We start from the raw sequence: 24,371 nt of genomic DNA on the forward strand, positions 1-24,371 counted from the left end.
TAAATCTTTTAAATACATTACGTTAGATAAGGTTTTTACATTTTTCGATTTATCCCGATTATTGTTGTTAAAGTTTCACACACACACTTATCCACAATTTTGGTGGATAACTAAAGCAAAGCTAAATCCTATAAGGCGTTCAAGAAAGTAAAGTTTTTTATCTTACTTTTTTCTGATATTTTTTATTGACAGAAATCCGGACAATTATTAGAATTCGCGTCGCTAACGAGCAATTCCCCTTTAGTTCAGTTGGTAGAACGGCGGACTGTTAATCCGTATGTCGCAAGTTCAAGTCTTGCAAGGGGAGCCAAATTCAGAAAAGAGCCCAATCGAAAGATTGGGCTCTTTTCGTATATAACTGCGACTAACTTGTTCCAAGTTAATGTCACAAACCTAGCCGCCCGCGTTCAAGTCTCGACAAGGGGGCCAAATTTAAAGAAGCCGCATCATTCGATGCGGCTTTTTGCGTTTTAGTCGAAACAAAAGCCCTACAGGCACAGCTTTGATTAACTCACATCCATAAAAAAACGCCTCACAAGGAGGCGTTTGGGCTTAGTGACTAAACTGAGCTTTATTCTAGATTAGACGTCGTTTAGCGGTTATGCTTCTGCTGTAACAACATTTGTCTGAGTCTCTTTACCGGCTTGGTCTTGATCAAATCCTTCATGCAGGTGGTAGTAGCGCTTATAAACAAGAGCACTTACCGTCATTAGAATCGCTGGTAAACCTACCATCATAAACTGCAGTCCCATGATAGTGCTGTCAGACTGTTCCACGTTTGGTACATAACCCACCACAGACAAGCCCATACCAACAATAAAACCACCAGCCGCGCCTGCAAACTTAACAAGCATCGTTTGAACAGAGAAGATAACACTCTCACTGCGACGACCCGTTTTGTGTTCACCGTAATCAACAACATCGGCAAGCATTACAGTTTGCAGTGCGTTAGCGATACCCACACCAAACTTGATAGCAGCACCTGCGATACCGATTAGAATCGCGTTACCTGGAGCGATAAAGCCCATGATAAGTAGAGTGGTACAAGACAGCACTGGGAAGCCACAAGCGATAACCCATAGGTGTTTGCGTGGTAACACTGATGCAATACGAGGGAACAAGAATACGCCTGCAACTTCAGCGATACCTGCCACCATCATATAAACGGGGAACAAGTCAGCGTTGCCTAAAGCGTAAGAGAAGTAGTAAATCGCAAAACCACCCACCAACAAGTTTGCTATTTGGAACGACAATACGGTACCAATAAGTGCTTTTAGTTGGTCATTCTTACCAATGATAACCATTACATCTTTAAAGCTGAAACGCTCAGCTGGTTTCGCATTTGCTGGTGCCGATTTTTCTTTTACGTTGCGAGCAATCAAGAATGCACTCATCACGAACAGCACAGCAATCAACATAGCAACGTTGAAGAAACCTTGTCCTTGGTCGCCGTCACCCAGTTTACCGACAATATGTAGCCCGTAAGTACCCGTAATAAACCACGCCAAGCTAGCAAATAATCGTGGCCAAACAACCAGCTTTTCACGTTCTTGACGAGAGCTCGATAGTGCAGGAATCAAAGACCAATATGGAATGTCCATAATAGTGTACGTAAGGCCCCACAGAATATAAGCAGCCGCTGCATAAATGTATAACGTAGTGCCTTCAAACATATGCGTACTAAAAAGACCAACAAGCACTACAGCATTTAACAGGGTTCCAATCACTATCCAAGGACGGAATTTACCAAACTTAGAGCGTGTGTTATCAACGATAACGCCCATCATTGGGTCGGTCACCGCGTCGACAATGCGCGCGGCCAAAAAGATAGTACCCACAAATGCCGCTGACAGCCCAGCAACATCGGTGAAGTAAAACATTAAGAAGATGTAGATTGGAGCACAGGCAAAGTCTTTACCTAAAGCCCCAAGTCCATACGATAATTTGGTTTGTAGAGTAATTTGATCAGACATAGTATTTCCTTCAGGCGCGTAACTTCATCTCCTAACAGACGTTGAAACGCTTACCTTTTATTTATAATAATTTATCCACTCAAGTTCTGTTTTAGAGCCACTCTGTGGTCGCTTCTTAAAACACTCAAGTATCAAGTCCGATGCTAATGTAACCATTCCAACGAACAGATACTGTGATCAACAACCACTCCATGGAAACGTTTTCAGTCAAATGTCCAAAGTGAGAGATCGAACAATAAAACCCTCGAATTGATAGAGAATATCGCTAATTAAAGTGCTCAAAACAGTTCATTGTGTGAAGTAACGCATGAGAACGATTACATAAGTACAGTATCACGCTGGGAATACCTACAGTTCTCCAATCTATACGGGCACATCAAATTGATTTGATAGTTCATGACGGCTTATTAAAGGCAATAAAAAACCGCGTAATTTCACCTACGCGGTTCATCAAATATAAAGCCTATGCTAAAACTTACTCGATACGTTCAAACTTAATCAGCATCGCTGTTTCTGCGTCAAGTATTGGCATCGTTAGCCCCACCTCGGCACACCAAGCACCTGATAATTCACAGCAAGACTCTGTCCATGGCGGTTGATAATTCACAATATCATCGTAATTTGACGGTTTATCAATCACAGATACCTTGTATAAACTTTGTGGATCTAGCCCAGGTATACGCAAATGACCACTCAATGAATTGGTTGGCATCGCAAGCTGTGCAATCATCACCACAGCTTCTGACACATCTTCGGAGACGACCGCATGGATTTGATGGGCACTATCGTCCGTTGGAACTCGCCAAGTTCTCCCGCTATGCAGTAACGGGCGCAGCATCTTATGTAGCTTGATGTAGTGTTCAAAGCCCTGCTTCTCTTCTTGCACTTCTTTCACAGGATCTAATTCAATCCCCATATGACCAAACAGTGCTGTTAGACCACGAAACTCAATACTATGACGACGACGAGTGCTGTGGCAGTGGCTCGCACCAATATGGCTTCCCATTACCTCAGGGGGGAAGAAGTAACTCATCCCACGCTGAATCGTTTGTCTTTCCAGCGCGTCATTGTTATCAGACGCCCAAAAACGTTGCGTACGCTTAAGAACCTCAAAATCGATACGACCACCACCAGCCGCACACGATTCAATATCAACCATTGGGTGCTTCTCTCGGACTTTATCGACCAACTCATAATAACGAGCGGTTTGTTGATGAGCCGCAGCCCTGCCTAGATGCGCAGGTTGTACAACTTCTCGGTTCATATCCCACTTAATGTAAGCAATGTTGTACTGACTTAAGAAGTGGTCAAGACGCTCAAACAAAAAGTCGAATGCTTGTTGATTCTGAAGATCGATAACATATTGATTACGACCCGTTGGTTGGTCATAGCCGTCAACCGCAAGCAACCAGTCTGGATGGGCTCGGTATAAGTCAGAATCCTTATTGATCATCTCAGGTTCGAACCACAATCCAAACTCCATACCCAACTGATTAACGTGCTCAACTATCGGATCTAAACCATTTGGGTATTTTTCTTCATCTAAGAACCAATCCCCTAGCGCAGCCTTGTCTCCGCAGCGCCCTTTGAACCAGCCATCGTCAATGATAAAACGCTCTACTCCCATATCCGCGGCTTGGCTAGCCATCGACATAATATAATCAGGATCATGGTCAAAATAGATGCCTTCCCAAGTATTAAGATGGATAGGTCGAGGCTTTTGTGCGAAAGACTCCGGCAAGATGGAACAACGCACATGGGAGTGGAACTGATGGCTCATTCCATTTAAGCCTTCCGAACTGAAACTGGCATATAACCAAGGTGTCGTTAAGCTTTCACCTTCATCCAATGTAATCTCACCCGGTAGATAAATAACTTCCGCTTGCACGTAGCGACGACCGTCTGCTTTTACATCCGCGCGCAGTCTGTGGTTACCACTCCAAGCGAAGTGAATCCCCCACACATCACCTGCCATTTCATTAAAGTTAGCGGTACCGACAACCATCGCTGGATAATGTTCATGAGACGTTCTTCCGCGACGATTTTCTTGCTGATAGCCCCCTTGCTGTAAGGGTTGACGCACCGTTTGGAACTCATGTACCCAGCGGCCGTAGTACGTCATCAACTCATTAGCTCTTGCTGGTAATGGCAAAGTATTGGCGAGACGGTTCACCTGATAAAGGCCGGCTTTAACGTTGGTTAAGGTGTGACGAGATTTCACAACATCATGTTTATCGAGGCATAACTCGGTTGTTAAACGTAAGCCTGCACGTATATCTTCACTCTCAATGATTAGGCTAGATGGTGTTTGTTGAACATCCGTAATAGAGAAAACAGGCGCCCAGTCCAATCCGTCTCGGTGCCCTTCTAATGCCGGACTGCTGAAAACACCGCGCCCGAGCTCTGGGCTCAGAGACATAGCAACATCATTATCAAGGCGGCCGTATGGAACCGGTCTTTCAAGAGAAACACGGAAGCTAGCTAAATCACCACGAACGGGAGCTCCCCAATGAAGAATTTCGGCAAAATCGCCAAGTTCTACAATCAGTTGCGAGTGTTGACCGGTAATATCAATTAGGGATTTATTCGTCATTTTTTTAACCTTAACGCGTTTAATTACCCCGTATCATAATTATTAAGCCCAGAGTTTCTGTGATCAAACTCGAAATCATGAAAACGTTTCCAGTAAATATTCAAGACTGATAACTTTGGTAAATAGCTCCTAATTCAAAGATTTAGATTGACCACCATTCCATCTCATATTGCCTACCTCTAGGTAGAATTGAACTTTCCACTCTAAATAAAGCAATATAAAACGATAATTAATGGCAATTTAATCTTTTAAATTCAGTACATTAAATCAAAGTTCCCATTAACACATAGGCTAAAATACATTTCCTCTTGAACTGATCACATCACACTCGTATTCTTAGATCTTCGAGTACATCTATGAAGTGTCTCTCTGGGTCCTAACTTTTACATTCCAGCTTGACGGTACAGAACACGATGCTTGTAGCCTTGCTGCTGCATTTGCTTTGATACTTACTTCCTTGTCTCACGAGCCCAGTTATCATTAACTGGGCTGCTTTTCCTCAAAGCCCTCGAACAACCCGACACTCAAAGTACCTCAAACCCGCTTCACCTCAAATTCCAAGACAACCAACAGCATAATCACTCCCTCTAAACCACCGCATAGCACTGAGTAAAGAAAACGATTCCACTTTAAAATCACAAAACCTAGCGTAAAAACACCTATACAAGCCCAATAATCAGATCAAAATCACACAAAATAATCACAAACCCATCAATAGCATAAAAATGCCAACTTCATCATGAAAACGTTTCCAAAGTTTATTTACACTCTCGCTCGAGTTAGGACTCAAACATAAAAATATCCATAAATAAAAAATAATGGAGACACTTCATGAAACAAAAAATGCTAGTCAAAGCATTAGGATTCACTCTGTCCCTCGCCCCATTAGTCAGCTTCGCTGCAGTGGAGAACGTAACGTATTTTGGTTATGCAAAATGGGGCAACATCTACACCGATAATGACCAACATAACGACGGCAAAGGAGAACGCAACGACGTTATTCGAGCGGGCCAAGGTTACGGTAACTACCGTTTAGGTAATGAACTAAATTGGTGGGAAGCGGGAGTGAAAGCCGATGTATGGCGTGACAATGACGCCTATTTTGACACCACGATTTATCTAGGCAGTGGAGATAGCTGGGGAGACGTGAGTACGATTCAGCTTTGGTCAGCAGGCCATGGGCTTATCGACGGCCAACCCAACGCAAAAATTTGGGCAGGTGAACGTTTTTACCGTCGCCACGAAGTCCACATGATAGATGTGAAGTACTGGGATACATCCAGCACCGGTCTTGGTATTGAAGATTGGGATCTCGGCTTTGCTGATGCTCACTTAGCTTGGATGGCACCAAACTCTTCAAGTGACGATGGACGCAGCCTTCATAACATCGATGCCCGCTTAAGTGGCATTGAGCTAAGTGAAACAGCAGACCTAACACTCGGCCTAAACTACGTAACCACGCAGAACTCAAGCTACGACGATAAAGACATTACTACTTCTGGCGCAATGCTCTCTGCTCTTTACCGTCAAGCTTGGAACTACGGTTCAAACACCTTGGCCTTCCAATATGGTACCGATGCGTTGGCAGGTGGATTAATGAGTGCTGAAGGTGGATCAAACAGAAAATACAGCACGGGTGTGGAACACGATGGTTCTAGCTGGCGCCTATTTAACCACGGTGACTTGAATATCAGTGAAGATGTTCAAGTGATGTACTCCATCGCTTATCAAGACAAAAACCTAGATAACAACGATGGTGAGAAGTGGTTCAGTGTCGGAGCTCGTCCTCAATATGCTTGGACAGATTACATGTCGACAGCATTAGAGGTGGGTTACGAAACGGTAGAAGCTCAAAACGGCTCGGGCACCAACGATATGTATAAAGTGACCGTGGCTCAAATGTTCCAAGCTGGAAAAGGGGTATGGGCTCGTCCATCTATTCGTATTTTTGCGACGTACTCTGAATCCAACAACGAATGGGACCGTGGTAACGAAGTGTATGGCACGGCGACGAGCATCAATGCAGAGACCGTCGATGAAATTACCTTTGGTTTCAACGTAGAAACTTGGTGGTAAACACAGAAACAAAGCGTCAATTCAACCATTGAGTTGGCGCTTGAAACTGGAATAGCAAATTTAATGGGGAAGCCAATGGTTCCCCCCTTTACAAAGGTAGTAATCAGATGAAATTAAAATCATTGGTAGTCATTGTCGCGGCATTAACTGTAAGCGCATGCAGCGGGATACCAGAACAAGAACTCAATACTGATTTCAATAGCAGTGCATGTTGTTCTCAACTCAGCGCGCTACCTATCACTCAATTATCTATTCCATTCCACCAGCAAGTCATCATGGACGGTGATTTACCGACCCTTTCCTCTTCATTGTTAAATGACAATACACAAGCGGATAGCCAACGCTTTCCGACCATCGCGTACCAAATCAGTGACACGACAGAATCGCTGTCCTTGCTCATTCGTTCATACATTAAAAATGATGCGCTATTCGCACCGTCTATTTATGTCTTTGACAAACAATGGCGACTGCTTGGTCAATACAGTACTAACGACTTCACTTACTACCCGACAACGATGCAAGGGTTAGAAAGAATTGAAGCATCAATTGCACTCGAACCTCAACGAGACAACGCGCAATTTATTGTGGTCAGCGCCGATAGCACTAAGTTAGATAGCGCCATCAATCGAATTCATCCTGAAGATCTGTATTCAGAATCTCAGCAGGTTATTGGCAATAAGCAACTGCCGTTGACTGCGACGTTGAGCTACGTAGGTGTCATTGATGTTACGGCGAGCAAATCAACAAACAGTGCGGTTTTGACTCTATTGGCTGAGCTTGGTGTTTCATCCGACAATGAACCCGAAACCTTAGGTTCAAAGCAAGTTTCTCAACCATCAAATCAGACAATTGAAACCAATCAAAAGGCGCAATGGCTGAATATCCAAAAAGACATTGACCAAGCCCTAAACAACAATGATATCAAACAAGCTGCATTTATTGCTAATCAAGCGGCCGAACAGGGCATACCCGAAGCAAAAGATTATTTATTAAAACAGCTCGCTGAATAGCTGAATAAGCCAACAGAACAATACGCATAACCAACGATTTGATAACGGTCATCACGGCTTAAAAGACCGATGACTTAATAGAATTATTACCCATATTGAACACTTTAAGAGTAGGAATACCATGAAGGCATTTTCAAACATCATCCAAAGACGCGATTGGGAAAACCCACAGTCTGTGAATATCCACTGCCTTAATGCGCACAGCCCATTATCAAGCTACCGCAACCTTAAGCACGCTCGAGACGGCATTGAGTCACAACGTAAATCTCTTAATGGACAATGGAAGTTCAAATACTTTGATGCACCTGAACAAGTTGACGGTGAATTTATCGAAACAAGTTTCAATGACTCACAATGGGACGAGATTACCGTACCATCGAACTGGCAAATGCAAGGCTACGATAAACCTATCTACGCCAACGTAAAATACCCATTTGAAGTGAACCCACCGTTTGTACCGGCAGAAAACCCAACCGGTTGTTACCGCACTCAAATTACGTTGACTAAAAATGACCTAAAGAACACCCAACGTATTATCTTTGATGGCGTCAATTCCGCTTTTCATCTTTGGTGTAATGGCAATTGGGTTGGTTACAGCCAAGATAGCCGCTTACCTGCCGAGTTCGACTTAACTCAGTATCTAACGGTTGGCGACAATACGCTTTCTGTCATGGTGATACGTTGGTGTGATGGTAGCTATTTAGAAGACCAAGATATGTGGTGGCTAAGCGGTATTTTCCGTGATGTGACCTTACTAGCTAAACCAAAGCAGTGCATTGAAGATGTGTTCGTTACGCCGGACTTAGACGCATGCTATCGCGATGGTTCACTGTCTATTGTCACCAAAATTACGGCACCAGACACTTACCAAGTTCAGGTTCAACTGTTTGACGGTGAAAACGCGGTGACTGAACCGCTTATCGATCGCCCTCATAATCGACGAATTGACGAGCGTGGCACCTACGATGATGTGGTATTCCAAACTCTTCATGTTCGAGATCCGAAGAAATGGAGCGCAGAAGTTCCTAACCTTTACCGAATTGTCGTGTCATTGCTTGATAGGCAAGGTAACCACATAGAAAGTGAAGCTTATCAAGTTGGATTCCGTAAAGTCGAAATGACAGACGGTCAGCTAAAGCTAAACGGCAAACCGCTATTGATTCGCGGCGTCAACCGTCATGAGCATCACCCAGAGTTGGGGCATGTGATGACAGAAGAAGACATGATCCGCGATATCTGTCTAATGAAGCAGTACAACTTCAATGCTGTGCGCACCGCTCACTACCCTAACCACCCACGATGGTACGAGCTGTGTGACGAATACGGTTTATATGTGTGTGATGAAGCGAACATCGAGACCCATGGCATGCAGCCTATGAATCGCTTGTCTGCGGATCCGCAATGGGCACACGCTTATATGAGTCGTTACACGCAAATGGTCATGCGTGATAAGAACCACCCTTCTATCATCATCTGGTCTTTGGGCAACGAGTCAGGGCACGGCAGCAGCCACAATGCGATGTATGCTTGGTCGAAACAGTACGATCCTTCTCGCCCGGTACAGTATGAAGGCGGTGGTTCAAATACCACAGCGACCGATATCATTGCGCCAATGTACGCACGCGTTAACAGCACTATCGAAGACGATGCCGTTCCAAAATGGTCTATCAAGAAATGGGTTTCTCTGCCTAACGAGCAGCGCCCGCTTATTCTTTGTGAATACGCACACGCAATGGGCAACAGTTTAGGTAGCTTTAATGATTACTGGGATGCATTCCGAGAATACCCTCGCCTACAAGGCGGTTTCATCTGGGATTGGGTTGACCAAGGATTAAGTCAGTGGGATGAAAACGGTGAACACTTCTGGGCTTATGGTGGAGACTTTGGCGACATCATCAACGACCGTCAGTTCTGCATCAACGGTTTGATCTTCCCAGATCGCAGCGTACACCCGACCTTGGAAGAGGCGAAATACTGCCAGAGAATGATCAGTGTGACGTTAGCAGAGCAAACTGAAGATCAATGCCGCCTAACGGTAACCAATGAAAACCTGTTCCGAGCGACTGGCAATGAAATCTTACGCTGGCAATTGCTCGAAAATGGCATCGTGATTCAATCAGGGCAACAAGTCTTATCCGTTGCTGAAGATAGTAAACAAGAGCTGGTAATTGACCTCGCTTTCACACCAAAAGCACAAGCCGAATATCATCTCAACACCGATATTACTCTGACTCATTCAACCAAGTGGGCAGAAGAAGGCCATGTTTGTGCGACGGAGCAATTTGCTTTACGTAACCATGCTGGCTTGCAACTCCCGATCACGGCAAATGCTTTGGCTCCCCAGTTACATCAGCAAGACAATAAAGTGGTCGTGTCTAGCCTAGATGAAACACATCAATGGCAATGGGATACAGAGAGTGGATTGTTGACCCACTGGATCGTTGATGGGCAACCGCAAGTTATCAAGGCACCTGTCGATAACTTCTATCGCGCGCCACTTGATAACGACATTGGTATCAGTGAGATAGACAACATCGACCCAAATGCATGGGCTTGTCGCTGGGAACTTGCAGGCATTGGTCAATGGGAGCGTCAGTGTACAAGTTGTGTCGTGCAAGCGCTCGCAGACTCAGTACAAGTGGCGTCAGTATTCGCCTACCAATTTAATGGCCAAATCCAAGCGATTACCAAATGGCAATACACCTTAAATAACCTAGGCGAAATGAATATCGCGGTTGATGTCAACTTAGCCGATCACTTACCACCGATGCCACGCATTGGTCTTGAGATGGAGCTACCTTTACCACTCGAAACTGCCAATGAAACTCCAGTATCGTGGCTGGGATTAGGTCCTTTTGAAAACTATCCAGACCGTTTGGCTGCTGCTCGATTCGGTTTACACAAACAGACACTGGATCAGATGCATACGCCGTATATATTCCCAACCGATAGCGGGTTACGTTGCGGAACCAAAAACTTGAATGTAGGAAATATCGGGATCGAAGGCGATTTTTCATTCAGTGTGAGTCAGTACAGCCAGCAACAATTAACGGATGCTAAGCATACCAATGACCTGACTCGTGAAGAGAAAATCTATGTACGCGTAGATCACCAACATATGGGTGTTGGTGGTGATGATTCTTGGAGTCCAAGTGTTCACCAAGAGTTTCAACTCACCGACAATCAATATCGTTATCAGGTTACGCTAACAAGCGCATCGTAAGTAGATTCGGACCAAGCGGCTTGCTCTAAGCCACTTGGTTCCCCTATTACTTTGGGTTACCTGTGATTACCTTACTTCACGCGACAACAGCTCACACGACAGCAGTCCACACGCCAATGTGACTCAAAAGCCAAGCTCAAATCTAGAGCTTGGCTTTTTATTTTCAAACTAGTCAGCCAATCAAAAATAAACCATCAAACCTCGTCATATTTGATGTTTAATATTTGAATTGCCTAACTATCCGTTGTTAAATGTCCAACCACCAGCACACAGCATTATATTCAGAATAAGAGAGCGGAATGGCTACCATTAAAGATGTTGCGAAGGAAGCAGGCGTATCAATCGCGACCACCTCTCGAGTAATCAACAATGCACCTCACACCAGTGAAACCGCAATTGCGGCGGTAAAAGCCGCTATGGAAAAACTCGGCTATCGCCCAAATGCCAATGCCCGTGCATTGGTCAGCAAATCTTCAAACGCGATTGGCGTACTGGTTAATGATGTTTCTGCCCCGTTCTTCGGCTCGATGATCAAAGCCATTGATACCGTGGCAAGTGAGCAAGAAAAGCAGCTACTGATTGGCAGCGGCTACCATGACGCGACCAAAGAGCGTAATGCGATTAACTTGCTGATCAACAGCCGCTGCGAATCACTCGTGGTTCATAGCAAAGGCATTAGCGACGAAGAATTGGTTAAGCTAGCCAATGAAGTGCCCGGCTTAGTTCTCATCAACCGAATTGTTCCCGATATCGAACACCGCTGTATTGCTCTCGACAACCGCCGCGGCTCTTACATCGCGACTGAGTATTTGATTAAAAACGGCCACAAGCACATTGGCTACATCTGCTCGAGTCACGATATTGAAGATGCTCACGACCGCTTAGGTGGCTATTTGGATGCATTGAAAGATCACGGTATTGAATCGAACGATGAGTACATCGAATATGGTGAACCTGACGAGCTAGGCGGTGAGCAAGCCATGGTTAACTTAATGGCAAAAAACACAGATATCACAGCCATTGCAACGTATAACGACTACATGGCAGCAGGCTGTTTGGCGTTATTACAAGAAAATGGCGTTCGTATTCCAGAAGATATATCAGTTATTGGGTTTGATGACGGCCACATTGCTCGCTTCATCTACCCTCGATTGACCACCATTCGTTACCCAATTCAAGTCATGGCTAATCAAGCGGTTAAGCTATCTCTGCAACTCGCAAGTGACGAGCCAAAAGAACACACGGAACATAAGCTATTTATGCCAATTTTGGTGCGCAGAGCCTCTGTTCGAAACATTAATTGAGAAAGCTCAGGTTCATAAAGACTAAGTCATTTCGTTCCTCGACACTTTTTACAACAAAGAAAATAGGATTGATTCGATGAGTTATCATTGAGTTAATCTTATTTTTCATTCCCCGCAAATACCCACCTATACTTAACCTGATCCATCTTAATCAAACGGTTACCCGTTGATTTTTTCACCAAGTGTCTAAATCCCTAGTGATCCTTGGTTGTTATTAGGTGAGCAAAGCAGGATAATATCGGGATCGGAATCTCAAGAATTAATCCATTATGACCGAATACCTTTTGTTGTTGGTTGGCACAGTGCTGGTCAATAACTTTGTGCTAGTGAAGTTTTTAGGACTATGTCCATTTATGGGAGTCTCCAAGAAACTGGAGACTGCGATTGGCATGGGCCTCGCGACGACTTTCGTTCTAACGTTAGCGTCGGTCTCTGCATACCTAGTAGAAACCTACATCCTTACCCCTCTGGGTATTGAATACCTGCGTACCATGAGTTTCATCTTGGTTATCGCGGTGGTTGTTCAATTTACGGAAATGGTCGTTCACAAAACCAGCCCGACTCTTTATCGCCTGCTGGGTATCTTTCTGCCTCTTATCACCACCAACTGTGCGGTATTAGGTGTGGCACTTCTGAACATCAATGAAAACCACAACTTCATTCAGTCGATCATCTATGGTTTCGGCGCAGCGGTGGGTTTCTCTCTTGTATTGATCTTATTTGCTGCAATGCGTGAACGTATTGCGGTTGCTGATGTTCCAATGCCATTCAAAGGCGCATCGATTGCGATGATCACAGCAGGCCTAATGTCTCTGGCATTCATGGGCTTTACTGGGTTGGTGAAATAAACATGAGTACCATTTTAATTGCGATCATTGCGCTAGCCGTTTTAGCCGCTGTTTTTGGCGCTATTTTGGGCTTTGCTTCTATCCGTTTTAAAGTTGAAGCTGATCCTATCGTCGATCAAATCGACACCATTTTACCGCAAACTCAATGTGGCCAGTGTGGCTACCCTGGCTGTCGCCCATACGCAGAGGCGATCGCTAACGGAGACAAGATCAACAAATGTCCTCCGGGCGGCCAAGCAACCATTGAGAAGCTAGCAGATTTAATGGGCGTAGAAGTTGAAGACTCCGCTCATGACTTAGATAACAAAGTAAAAACCGTTGCCTTCATTCACGAAGATATGTGTATCGGCTGTACCAAGTGTATTCAAGCCTGCCCTGTTGACGCCATTGTTGGTGGCACCAAGGCACTGCACACAGTAATTAAAGATGAATGTACAGGTTGTGATCTATGTGTCGCACCGTGCCCTACTGACTGTATTGAAATGATTCCAGTGGCAACAACGACTGAAAATTGGAAATGGCAGATGAACATCATCCCTTTTACTGATATCACTAACCAAGCGACTGATGCGACTGCGTCAGAGCCTAAAGCATAGGGTTAGTATGATCTCTTTAATTGAACAAATTCGCACGGGCTCTATTTGGAACTTCCCTGGTGGCGTGCACCCTGCTGAAAACAAGAAACAGTCGAATACTACTGATATCGTCCATGCAAGGCTTCCAGAAGAAATCGTTCTTCCTGTGAAACAGCACATCGGTAAGCCGGGGAACCTATTGGTTGCTGCTGGCGACACTGTGTTAAAAGGTCAGCAACTTACGGCCTTAGACACAGGTTTTACTTTGCCAGTACACGCACCAACATCGGGTGTGATTACCGCTATCGAACCGCGAACTACCGCTCACCCTTCAGGCTTGAGCGAAATATGCGTGGTTATTAAACCTGATGGCCTAGACACTTGGATTGAAAAAAATCCAGTTGAAGATTTTTCGACAAAGACTTCTGACGAACTGCTTGATGTGATTCGCCAAGCTGGTATTTCAGGCATGGGCGGCGCAGGTTTCCCTACGGCTAAGAAGCTTCAATCAGGCTTAGGTCGTACCGACATTTTGATCGTCAACGCTGCGGAATGTGAACCTTACATCACCTCTGATGACAAGTTGCTTCAAGAACATGCCGACGAAGTATTAAAAGGCATCGAAGTGGTTGAACACATTCTTCAACCAAAGCTGACGGTTATCGGCATTGAAGACAACAAACCAGATGCGATAAAAGCACTTGAGATTGCAGCGAAAGACAAAGATATCGTCATTCGCGTTATCCCAACCAAATACCCTTCTGGTGGTGAGAAGCAACTTATCAAGATCCTCACCAACAAAGAGGTTCCAGCTGGCGGCATTCCTGCAGACATTGGTGTTTTGGTTCAGAACGTCGGCTCTCTTTACTCGATTAAGCGAGCGGTAATTGACGGCGAACCTGTGGTTAACCGCGTTGTGACATTAACCGGTAAAACCTTTAAGCAACCTCGTAACGTTTGGGCGCTATTAGGCACACCAGTACATGAGTTACTTGAAGAGTTTGGCTACAAAGCAGATAAAAAACTGCCGCGTTTAATTTTGGGCGGCCCGATGATGGGCTTTACCTTGCCGCATGCCAATGTGCCAATCACCAAAACGTCGAACTGTATTTTGGCGCCAACGCGTCGTGAGATCTCACCAAGCACTTACGAGATGGAATGTATCCGTTGCAGCGCATGTGCTGAAGCTTGCCCTGCGTCTCTACTTCCTCAACAACTGCAATGGCACGCCAAAGCCAACGAGTTGGATAAGTGTGAAGAGCTAAATATTAAAGACTGTATTGAATGTGGTGCATGTGCATTTGTCTGCCCAAGCGAAATCCCTCTTGTTCAGTACTATCGCCAAGCAAAAGCTGAAATCAAAACTCGAAAAGATGAAGCCGCTGCTGCAGAACGCGCCAAGATTCGTTTTGAAGAGAAGAACGCTCGTATGGAGCGTGATAAAGCCGAACGTGAAAACCGCTTTAAAAAAGCCGCAGATAACCGCCGTAAAGATATGAAAACATCCGGCGGTGATGATGCTATTGCTGCTGCGATTGCTCGTGTTAAAGCACAAAAAGCCGCTGCGGATCAGGCTCCGAATGAAGAACCAGCAGTGAAACCTGCGGTTGCTGCCGCTATTGCGAAGGCAAAAGCGAAACAAGCTGCAGCTCAAAAAGCGGAAGGCGCTGAACCAGACAACTCTGAAATGTCTAAACTGCGTGAAGAGCGCAAGCGTCAAGCGAGAGAGCGCAAAGCACAACAAGCAGCAGCCGATACTCCTGCAGAAAGCTCAGGCGATACGAAGAAAGACGCCGTTGCTGCTGCGATTGCTCGCGCTAAAGCGAAGAAAGCACAGCAAGCGGAATCTGCTTCGGATGCTCCTGTTGAAAGCTCTGGCGATGCTAAGAAAGATGCTGTCGCTGCAGCCATCGCTCGCGCTAAAGCGAAGAAAGCTCAACAAGCGGAATCGGCTTCTGACGCTCCGGCTGAAAAATCAGGTGACGCTAAGAAAGATGCAGTCGCTGCAGCAATAGCTCGCACTAAAGCCAAGAAAGCACAACAAGCAGGTTCAGCTTCCGAGGCTCCGGCTAAAAGTACTGGTGATGCTAAAAAAGACGCCGTTGCTGCAGCTATCGCTCGCGCTAAAGCGAAAAAAGCACAACAAACAGAGTCAGTTTCTGAAGCTCCAGCTGAAAAATCAGGTGATGCTAAGAAAGATGCAGTTGCTGCGGCTATAGCTCGCGCTAAAGCCAAGAAGGCTCAACAAGCAGAATCAGCTTCTGATGCTCCGACTGAAAGTACTGACGATGCCAAGAAAGATGCAGTTGCTGCGGCTATTGCTCGCGCTAAAGCGAAGAAAGCTCAACAAGCGGAATCAGCTGTTCAAACCGAAAGTGAAGCTCCGGCTGAAAGCTCTGGCGACCCTAAGAAAGCCGCTGTTGCTGCAGCCATCGCTCGCGCTAAAGCCAAGAAAGCTCAACAAGCTAAGCAAGACGAAACGGCAGAAACGCCTGAGCCAGTGATTGAAGTTGAAGCTGAAACTCAACAAGAGTCAGTCGATCCTAAGAAAGCTGCAGTTGCCGCCGCGATTGCTCGCGCTAAAGCAAGAAAGGCACAACAAGCGAAACAGGAAGAATCAGCAGAAACGCCTGAATCTGTGGTTGAACCTGCAGTTGAAGTAAAGGCTGAAACTCAATCAGAACCCGTCGATCCTAAAAAAGCAGCCGTTGCTGCTGCTATTGCTCGTGCTAAAGCAAGAAAAGCACAGCAAGAGCTAGATAAAAAGAATAATGAGGAGAAAGAGTAGTGGCCTTCTTTATCGCCAGCTCACCGCACGCACACAGTCGTAGAAGCACCCCAGATCTGATGAAATGGGTCGCTATTTGTGCATTGCCAGGTCTACTAGCTCAAACCTACTTCTTCGGATGGGGTACGCTCATCCAGTTAGTATTTGCTATCGCACTTGCGATTACCTTTGAAGCAGCAATCATGCTGCTAAGAAAGCGCCCGCCAGTGATGGCGCTACGTGATTACAGTGCTGTTGTCACCGCTTGGCTACTTAGTGTCGCGATTCCTCCACACTCTCCCTGGTGGATTCTAGTGATAGGTATGTTCTTCGCAATTGTCATCGCGAAACACCTATACGGCGGACTTGGGCAAAACCCATTTAACCCAGCGATGGTCGCTTACGTTGTTTTGCTGATCTCGTTCCCAGTTCAGATGACCAGTTGGAATGCTCCCGCGAGCTTAACCGCTGAAGCAACCAGCTTTGTGGACTCATTCTTGATGATCTTTACTGGCTTCAATAATGAAGGATTATCTCTACAACAAGCTCGTTTAGGGATTGATGGCACCACAATGGCGACGCCACTCGATGCCTTCAAAACCGCATTAACGGCAGGCAACACCGCTTCTGAAGCTCTGTCTCAACCTCAATTTAGCTGGTTAGCTGGCGTGGGTTGGGAGTGGGTAAACCTTGCTTACCTTATTGGTGGCTTGGTGCTTATCAAGCAACGCGTGATTCAATGGCATATCCCAGTCGCGTTTCTGGGCAGCTTGACCCTATTTAGCTTAGTGTTCTTGATGTTCACTCCTGGCGAAACCGCATCACCGACCATTCATCTATTGTCTGGTGCGACTATGCTAGGCGCATTTTTCATTGCGACCGACCCAGTTTCAGCATCCACGACAGTCAAAGGTCGCTTGGTGTTTGGTGCTCTGATCGGCGGTTTGGTATTTATCATCCGCAGTTGGGGTGGTTTCCCTGATGGCGTGGCGTTTGCTGTATTGTTAGCCAACATGTGTGTTCCACTGATTGACTACTACACCAAACCTCGTACATACGGCCACTAAGGGAGCGGATATCATGCTAAATGCAATTAAGAAAAACGGCCTTGTACTCGCGATCTTTGCGTGTGCTTCGACGGGTTTGGTCGCGGTAACTCACTACCTGACCAAAGATCAGATCAAACAACAAGAACAGGCTCAGTTACTGTCTGTTCTTAATCAAGTGATCCCGCACGATCTGCACGACAACGAGCTGTTTTCGTCTTGTACTTTGGTTCAAGCAGAAGAGCTTGGTACTGAGCAAGCGATGCCGGCTTACATTGCTAAAATCAATGGTGAGCCGAGTGCGATTGCGATCGAAGCGATTGCCCCAGACGGCTACAACGGCGCGATTAAAGTGATTGTTGGAATGAAGATCGACGGTACTATTTTAGGTACTCGCGTGCTTTCTCACCAAGAAACTCCAGGTTTGGGTGATAAGATTGATTTGCGTGTAAGTGATTGGATACTTTCGTTTGCAGGCAAACAAGTAACAGATTCTAATCTTGACCGTTGGAAGGTTCGTAAAGACGGTGGTGACTTTGACCAGTTTACTGGCGCAACCATCACACCAAGAGCGGTCGTGAAGTCAGTCAAACAAGCGGTTCAATACGTTAACCAAAACAACCAAGCATTGCTTGCTCAACCTCTAAATTGTGGTGGTGAATAATGAGTGACCATAAAACACTGATCAAAAATGGCATGTGGGCCAATAACCCTGCCCTAGTACAACTTCTTGGGTTATGTCCGCTGCTGGCTGTATCGTCAACAGTCACTAACGCACTTGGGCTCGGTATTGCTACCTTGCTTGTACTGGTCGGCTCAAACGTTTCTGTTTCTTTGGTTCGTAACCACGTACCAAAAGAAGTGCGTATCCCAGTATTCGTAATGATCATTGCATCACTAGTAACGTGTGTTCAATTGCTGATGAATGCATACGCCTATGGGCTTTACCTATCTTTGGGTATCTTCATCCCGCTGATCGTAACCAACTGCATCATCATTGGTCGTGCGGAAGCCTTCGCTTCAAAGAATGAAGTGCTGCCAGCGGCTCAAGATGGTTTTTGGATGGGTCTAGGCATGACATCAGTATTGGTCGTGTTAGGTGCGATGCGTGAGATTATTGGTAACGGTACCCTATTTGATGGCGCAGACCTGCTGCTTGGTGACTGGGCTTCTGTGTTACGAATCCAGATATTCCAATTTGATAACAGCTTCTTGTTAGCCCTGCTTCCACCGGGTGCCTTCATTGGTGTTGGTTTCTTAATTGCTTTGAAAAACATCATCGATAACCAAGCAAAATCTAGACAACCAAAACAAGAAAAACCAGTCATTGAACGCGCTCGCGTTACCAATGCTTAATAAGCTAAATTAGCTTAAACCGCGCTGAGTTAGCTCAACCACTCAGCGGGGAAAATCAGATCTAAACAGTACATATAATAATGACGCTCATAAGAGCGCGTAACCGATGATAAAGCAGAAGCAATCCAAGCTTCATGCCCTAACTATTTGAAAGTAATGTCGCTATGAACAATGTAAAACGAGTAGAAATACTTGAGCGTTTAAGAGAAAACAATCCAAAGCCAGAGACTGAGCTTAACTGGAACAGCCCATTCGAGTTGCTGATCGCCGTACTTTTATCAGCACAAGCAACCGATGTTAGTGTGAACAAGGCGACGGATAAGCTGTACCCTGTAGCCAACACGCCACAAGCAATTTTCGACCTAGGTGTTGATGGCTTAAAAGAGTACATCAAGACCATCGGTCTATTTAATTCAAAAGCAGAAAACACCATCAAAACGTGTCGTATGCTGCTTGACTTACATAATGGTGAAGTACCGGAAGATCGCGTTGCATTAGAAGCCCTTCCAGGTGTTGGTCGCAAAACAGCAAACGTAGTGTTAAATACCGCATTCGGTTGGCCAACGATTGCCGTTGATACTCACATCTATCGTGTATCAAACCGCACTAAGCTAGCGATGGGTAAAACCGTCGACGATGTCGAAGCAAAACTACTTAAAGTTATCCCAAAAGAATTCAAACTGGATGTCCACCATTGGCTCATTCTTCATGGACGTTACACCTGTGTCGCACGTAAACCACGCTGTGGCAGCTGTATCATTGAAGACCTCTGTGAGTTCAAAGAAAAGAGCGAAGATTAGTCTTTCCGTTCACAACGATTAATCAATACGGCAGCGCTTAAAGCGCTGCTTTTTTGTTGCCACTCTCTAGAAGCCGCCTCTACATCAGTTTTCATTTCTAATTCTGCGTTCCCAAGATAACAGGCATAAAAATCCCGCCTTTATGGCGGGATTCAATTATTTAGCTAAGAAGTCTGTCTTAGATAAACTTCACTTTAGTCACTTCTTTGATAGCAGATAGAACAAATGTTGGTACTGCTGCAATGAAGATTAACGATATTAAGTGATTAAACTCTAGTGCTTCTGTGCTGAATACCAGCTGACCGAAGCTTGTGTAAACAACGCTTAAAGACAAGATAGCCGATACTGCCACCGCACCAAGTAGGTAGTGGTTAGTGAACGGATTCTTACGATAAATCGTTGTAAACGTACGTGCATCGAACAAGCTCCAAAGTTGAGCAAAGATCAGTGTTAAAAACGCAACGGTTTGTGCGTATTGAGCACTGTAACCACCGTCGAGTGCGTAAGAGAATGTCACAAAGCTTAGACCACCTAATGCGAGACCACGAGTTAGGATACGAGCGCCTAGACCATTAGAGAAGAAGCCTTGGTCACGTTTGCCTGGCTTACGCTCCATGAGATCTTTCTCTTCTGGTTCAACACCAAGTGCGAGTGCTGGTAGACCATCAGAAACGAGGTTAACCCATAAAATCATTAGTGGAGTTAGCGGAAGTACTACATCTGGTCCCATGAGTAGGAATGCAAATAGGATTACCGAAACCTCACCCACGTTCGCTGTAAGTGCTTGGCGGATAAACTTACGTAGGTTATCGAAAATTTGACGACCCTGACGTACCGCCTTCACGATAGTACTAAAGTTGTCATCCAACAGGATAAGGTCACCTGAGTCTTTCGCAACAGACGTACCTGTAATACCCATCGCAACACCAATGTCTGCACGACGCAGTGCTGGCGCATCGTTCACGCCGTCACCGGTCATAGAGGCAACTTCGTTGTTCTCTTGCTGCGCTTTTACGATACGCAGCTTGTGCTCTGGAGTAACACGTGCAAATACTGCAACCTGAGAACAGATAGACAAAAGCTTCTCGTCATCCATTTGGTCAAGCTCAGCACCCGTTACCACTAGATCGTCTTCGCTACGGATGATTCCGATTTCACGAGCAATCGCTGCTGCCGTGACTGCGTGGTCACCGGTAATCATTACCGTACGAACACCAGCGCTATAACAGCTATTTACTGCATCACGCACTTCTGGACGTGGTGGATCCATGATGCCATAGATACCCAGGATGCTGACGTCTTTTTCAAGCTCAGGGAAATCTAACTCAAGCTCTTCTTCTTTTAATTCACGGAAACCAACGGCAAGTGTACGCAGAGCATCACCACCAAAGGTTTGGATTGCCGCTTCAAAGTCTAAATGAAGTTCTTGAGACGGTGCGGTATCGAGAGCCAAGTTGCCTGAAACTTCACAGCCAACCGTTGGTACGAAACCACCGTCAACCATGAAGCTGGTTGATTTACCAAGAACAACATCTGGCGCGCCTTTCAATGCTAGGAAGTGCTTACCTTGTGGGTCACGAACGATAACAGAAGCCATCTTACGACCAGAATCGAACGGGAACTTCTTAACAATTGAGTAGCCACCCGTTGATAGCATTTCATCTTGTTTAAGACCTGCTTTTGCAGCTGCAACAATTAGTGCACCTTCTGTCGGGTTGCCACGAACCGTCCATTTACCATCAGCATTTACATATTCAGCATCGTTACAAAGCGTTGCAACAACAAGACCTTTCATCATAGCAGGGCTGTTTGTCGCTTCGACATTGTGACCTTTGGTAATGAATTCACCCTTAGGATCAAAACCTTTACCTGATACATCCCAGTAACGACCAGACACATCGTACGCTTTCATTACCTGCATTTGGTTTTGTGTTAGCGTACCTGTTTTATCTGAACAGATAACGGTTGTAGAACCAAGCGTTTCGATTGCTGCTAGCTGTTTAGCCAAAGCATTATTCTTAACCATCTTAGTCGAGCCCATCGTTAATACGATAGTAACCACCGTTGGTAAGCCTTCAGGAATAGCGGCAACCGATAAAGAGATACCTGTTGTTAGGATTTCTAACCATGGCATACCGTGGTAAACACCGATAGCACAAACAATAGCAACAACCACAAGAGCAACAACCAATAACGCGAGTGCGATGGTGTCCATACGCTCTTGCATTGGTGTTTTCGTCTCTTCCGTTTGGTTCATCATATCAGCGATGTGACCAACTTCAGTTTGCATACCTGTGCTTGTTACAACAGCAAGGCCTGTACCTGTAGTCACGATTGTTGTCATGAAGCCCATGTTCTTCTGATCGCCAAGACCAAGAGTCTCATCTTCAAGGCGTTCAGACTGCTTGTTCACTGGCTCAGATTCACCGGTAAGTGCAGCCTCATCTACCGTCAGACGGTTTGACTCAAGAATACGAACATCAGCAGGCAGAATATCGCCAGTATTAATTTTGATGATGTCACCAGGAACGAGGGTTTTAGCTGGAACACTGATCCATTTACCATCGCGCATCACTTCGGCTTCTGGAGCTGCCATTTCTTTTAGCGCTTCCATCCCTTTCTGAGCTTTAAATTCTTGCCAGAACGCGATACCAGTATTGATAAGGATAATCACTGCAATAGCAATAGCATCAATCGCATGGCCAGTAGACCAAGAAACGATTGCACCAACAGCTAGAATAAAAATCAGTGGGTTTTTATATTGATGAATATACAGTTCCCACGCAGAAGCTGACTCTTGTGCAGTCAGTTCGTTAGTGCCGTGCTTCTCTAAGCGTGCATCCGCTTCAGAAGTTGATAAACCTGTCGTTTGATCTGCGTTCAGTTCGTTTAAAACATCTGAACTTTGTTGTGTAAACCATTTACTCGTCATTTGAGTACTCCACATCAATGCCTCACGCCGAGGCTAATGTAATAAAATAATACTTATTCTTATGTGATAGAAAAATCGCACAAATCAAAAGTGAATATTTAGTCGATTTGGTGCGCTTGAAAAACTATATAGTAAGGATTGTCTATTTAGCAAAGATCGCAAAAGATACACTTGATACACACTTGACAACTACTTTGAAAACACAACCACCCCAAACATCAAACATAAAACAAACAATACAAGCCCAAACTATTGTTAAAAAAAGATAAGTACAAAAAATAGACACCTTTTGCATTTTCGTAAAAACCATTAGTTATTAGCGTATTTTATCGAAAATTCCTTAATAACGAAGTAAAACATCGGAATAACCTTTCTATAAAAAGGGATATGTTGGCGTAATAATAAATTGATAAAATGGAAAGTTAGATGCCAATTGTAAAAACGAAAGGAAATCAGCAACAAGATGGAGATATAAGTCACAATTCAACAACCAAGGCCATTCTTGGCCATTACAAAAAAGACCAACACTCAAACTTACTATTTATGCAAAATTGCGAATTAAGTGCTAGTAACTGACAAATTAATAAGGCCGTCGCCCTTTGATTTTTTGTAATACAAATGAGAAAAGAGGTAGAGGGGGAGAGTAAGATAGATGATGAGAATAAGAAAATATGACCAAACTCATCATCTCTTTGGTGTTGCTTATGAGCTTGCTCATATATAGTGCTATAAAAGAAACAACCAATAACAAGCTAGGAGCAAATCATGTCAAACGGTCGTATTTTACACACCATGCTACGCGTGGGTGATCTAGACAAGTCTATCGAGTTCTACACCAATGTAATGGGCATGCAGCTATTACGTAAGAACGAAAACAAAGAGTACGAATACACACTGGCTTTCGTTGGCTTTGGCGACGAATCTCAAGGCGCAGTGATTGAGCTGACTTACAACTGGGGCACCACGGAATACGATCTTGGCTCTGCTTTTGGTCACGTTGCTATCGGTGTTGATGACATCTACATAACGTGTGATGCGATTAAAGCAGCTGGCGGCAACGTAACGCGAGAAGCGGGTCCGGTTAAAGGCGGCTCTACACACATTGCGTTCGTTAAAGATCCTGATGGCTACATGATTGAGCTGATTCAGAACAAACAAGCAAGCGCAGGTCTAGAAGGTTAATTCCTTAACCTCTTTGAGAAGTTGAGTTTGAACGCCTGATGAAATGAAAAAAGAAGTGAGCACTATGCTCGCTTCTTTTTTATCACTCTCCCCATAATCGATATGCTTCACCAATTATTCTTAACAATCTCATTGATGAAACTTTACATGATAATGATTATCATTTGAATTAACCGCCTATTGATTAATGAGGTAATACAATGATTAGCGAATGGGAAAAACACACGTTACTTGCCGATACTGCATTGCAGCTCGACGATCCTGTACGAAGTATTCTTCATTATCAGCAGGCTTTGAACTTAAGTGAAGAAATTACAGAACGCACCGATATTCAAGCCGATGAGCGGTTACTGATTTCGGTGATTTCTTGCCACAATCTTGCTCAATTCTGGCGTTGGGCTGGCGACACTGAATACGAGCTCAAGTATCTTCAACTGGCTTCCGAAAAGGTACTCACACTGATCCCTCAGTGCCCTAATACCCAATGTTCAAGCTTTATCGATTCTATTGGTTGCTGTAAGAAAGCGCTGATCGATTTCATGAAACGCCACCCAAACCCTAAAATTGCCTCTATGGTGGAGAAGATCGATACCGCGACCAACTGTGAAATGATCGCCCGCTTCCGCTTGAACTAAACAAGTTACGTCCAAACAACGACTCCAAATCTAAATCGAGTAGGAGGAGGC

16 protein-coding genes and 1 tRNA gene are annotated in these 24,371 nt (G+C 44.9%); 14 read left to right on the forward strand and 3 right to left on the reverse strand.

Translation table 11 applies throughout. The features are described from left to right. Nucleotides 1-234 precede the first annotated feature (234 nt). Nucleotides 235-310 (forward strand) — tRNA-Asn (locus AB4371_RS06035). A gap of 289 nt (nt 311-599) precedes the next feature. Here AB4371_RS06035 and melB read toward each other — a convergent pair. Continuing rightward, a complete protein-coding gene (gene melB / locus AB4371_RS06040; protein WP_102394332.1) occupies nt 600-1,973 on the reverse strand; it encodes a melibiose:sodium transporter MelB in 1,374 nt (457 codons plus the stop codon). Between the two features lie 475 nt (nt 1,974-2,448). Next, nucleotides 2,449-4,566: an alpha-galactosidase gene (locus AB4371_RS06045; RefSeq protein ID WP_102321133.1), complete on the reverse strand. Its 2,118-nt coding sequence runs from the start codon at nt 4,564-4,566 to the stop codon at nt 2,449-2,451. 831 nt (nt 4,567-5,397) lie between these two features. Between AB4371_RS06045 and AB4371_RS06050 the strand changes: the two genes are divergently transcribed. From AB4371_RS06050 to nth, 11 genes are all read left to right on the forward strand, one after another. Beyond that, entirely contained in the window at nt 5,398-6,642 is a 1,245-nt protein-coding gene (locus AB4371_RS06050) for a carbohydrate porin (RefSeq protein ID WP_136973539.1), read from the forward strand. A gap of 107 nt (nt 6,643-6,749) precedes the next feature. Next, entirely contained in the window at nt 6,750-7,652 is a 903-nt protein-coding gene (locus tag AB4371_RS06055) for a MalM family protein (RefSeq protein WP_136973538.1), read from the forward strand. Nucleotides 7,653-7,773: 121 nt separating this feature from the next. Further along, on the forward strand, nt 7,774-10,875 hold the full coding sequence (locus tag AB4371_RS06060; RefSeq protein WP_372149261.1) for a beta-galactosidase: 3,102 nt from the start codon (nt 7,774-7,776) through the stop codon (nt 10,873-10,875). A 299-nt stretch (nt 10,876-11,174) separates the two neighbouring features. Next, a complete protein-coding gene (locus tag AB4371_RS06065) occupies nt 11,175-12,179 on the forward strand; it encodes a substrate-binding domain-containing protein (RefSeq protein ID WP_136973536.1) in 1,005 nt (334 codons plus the stop codon). A 269-nt stretch (nt 12,180-12,448) separates the two neighbouring features. Then, nucleotides 12,449-13,027, forward strand: coding sequence for an electron transport complex subunit RsxA (gene rsxA, locus AB4371_RS06070; protein ID WP_004734039.1), 579 nt, complete (start codon nt 12,449-12,451; stop codon nt 13,025-13,027). Nucleotides 13,028-13,029: 2 nt separating this feature from the next. Next, on the forward strand, nt 13,030-13,623 hold the full coding sequence (rsxB, locus tag AB4371_RS06075; RefSeq protein ID WP_102398539.1) for an electron transport complex subunit RsxB: 594 nt from the start codon (nt 13,030-13,032) through the stop codon (nt 13,621-13,623). 7 nt (nt 13,624-13,630) lie between these two features. Continuing rightward, complete coding sequence (gene rsxC, locus AB4371_RS06080; RefSeq protein ID WP_372084367.1) at nt 13,631-16,390, forward strand: electron transport complex subunit RsxC; 2,760 nt, start codon at nt 13,631-13,633, stop codon at nt 16,388-16,390. Continuing rightward, nucleotides 16,390-17,436, forward strand: coding sequence for an electron transport complex subunit RsxD (gene rsxD / locus AB4371_RS06085; RefSeq protein WP_372132043.1), 1,047 nt, complete (start codon nt 16,390-16,392; stop codon nt 17,434-17,436). Before rsxC ends, rsxD begins: the two co-directional genes overlap by 1 nt. Nucleotides 17,437-17,449: 13 nt before the next feature. Next, nucleotides 17,450-18,079, forward strand: a complete 630-nt coding sequence (rsxG, locus tag AB4371_RS06090; protein ID WP_012603532.1) for an electron transport complex subunit RsxG — start codon at nt 17,450-17,452, stop codon at nt 18,077-18,079. Next, nucleotides 18,079-18,771: an electron transport complex subunit E gene (locus tag AB4371_RS06095; protein ID WP_012603531.1), complete on the forward strand. Its 693-nt coding sequence runs from the start codon at nt 18,079-18,081 to the stop codon at nt 18,769-18,771. Before rsxG ends, AB4371_RS06095 begins: the two co-directional genes overlap by 1 nt. Nucleotides 18,772-18,935: 164 nt before the next feature. Then, a complete protein-coding gene (nth, locus tag AB4371_RS06100; RefSeq protein WP_372102483.1) occupies nt 18,936-19,571 on the forward strand; it encodes an endonuclease III in 636 nt (211 codons plus the stop codon). A 178-nt stretch (nt 19,572-19,749) separates the two neighbouring features. Here the strand turns inward: nth and AB4371_RS06105 are convergent, their stop codons facing one another. Next, the gene (locus AB4371_RS06105; RefSeq protein ID WP_048610520.1) at nt 19,750-22,503 is read right to left on the reverse strand and encodes a cation-transporting P-type ATPase; all 2,754 of its coding nucleotides are present in this window, start codon (nt 22,501-22,503) and stop codon (nt 19,750-19,752) included. A gap of 765 nt (nt 22,504-23,268) precedes the next feature. Between AB4371_RS06105 and gloA the strand changes: the two genes are divergently transcribed. Next, complete coding sequence (gene gloA / locus AB4371_RS06110; protein ID WP_137002124.1) at nt 23,269-23,685, forward strand: lactoylglutathione lyase; 417 nt, start codon at nt 23,269-23,271, stop codon at nt 23,683-23,685. A gap of 200 nt (nt 23,686-23,885) precedes the next feature. Then, nucleotides 23,886-24,320, forward strand: a complete 435-nt coding sequence (locus tag AB4371_RS06115) for a DUF2753 domain-containing protein (RefSeq protein ID WP_004734047.1) — start codon at nt 23,886-23,888, stop codon at nt 24,318-24,320. Nucleotides 24,321-24,371 lie beyond the last annotated feature (51 nt).

Origin of the sequence: Vibrio sp. 10N.261.51.A3, assembly GCF_041471965.1 — a bacterium.
GTDB classification, from domain to species: Bacteria; Pseudomonadota; Gammaproteobacteria; order Enterobacterales; family Vibrionaceae; genus Vibrio; species Vibrio crassostreae_C.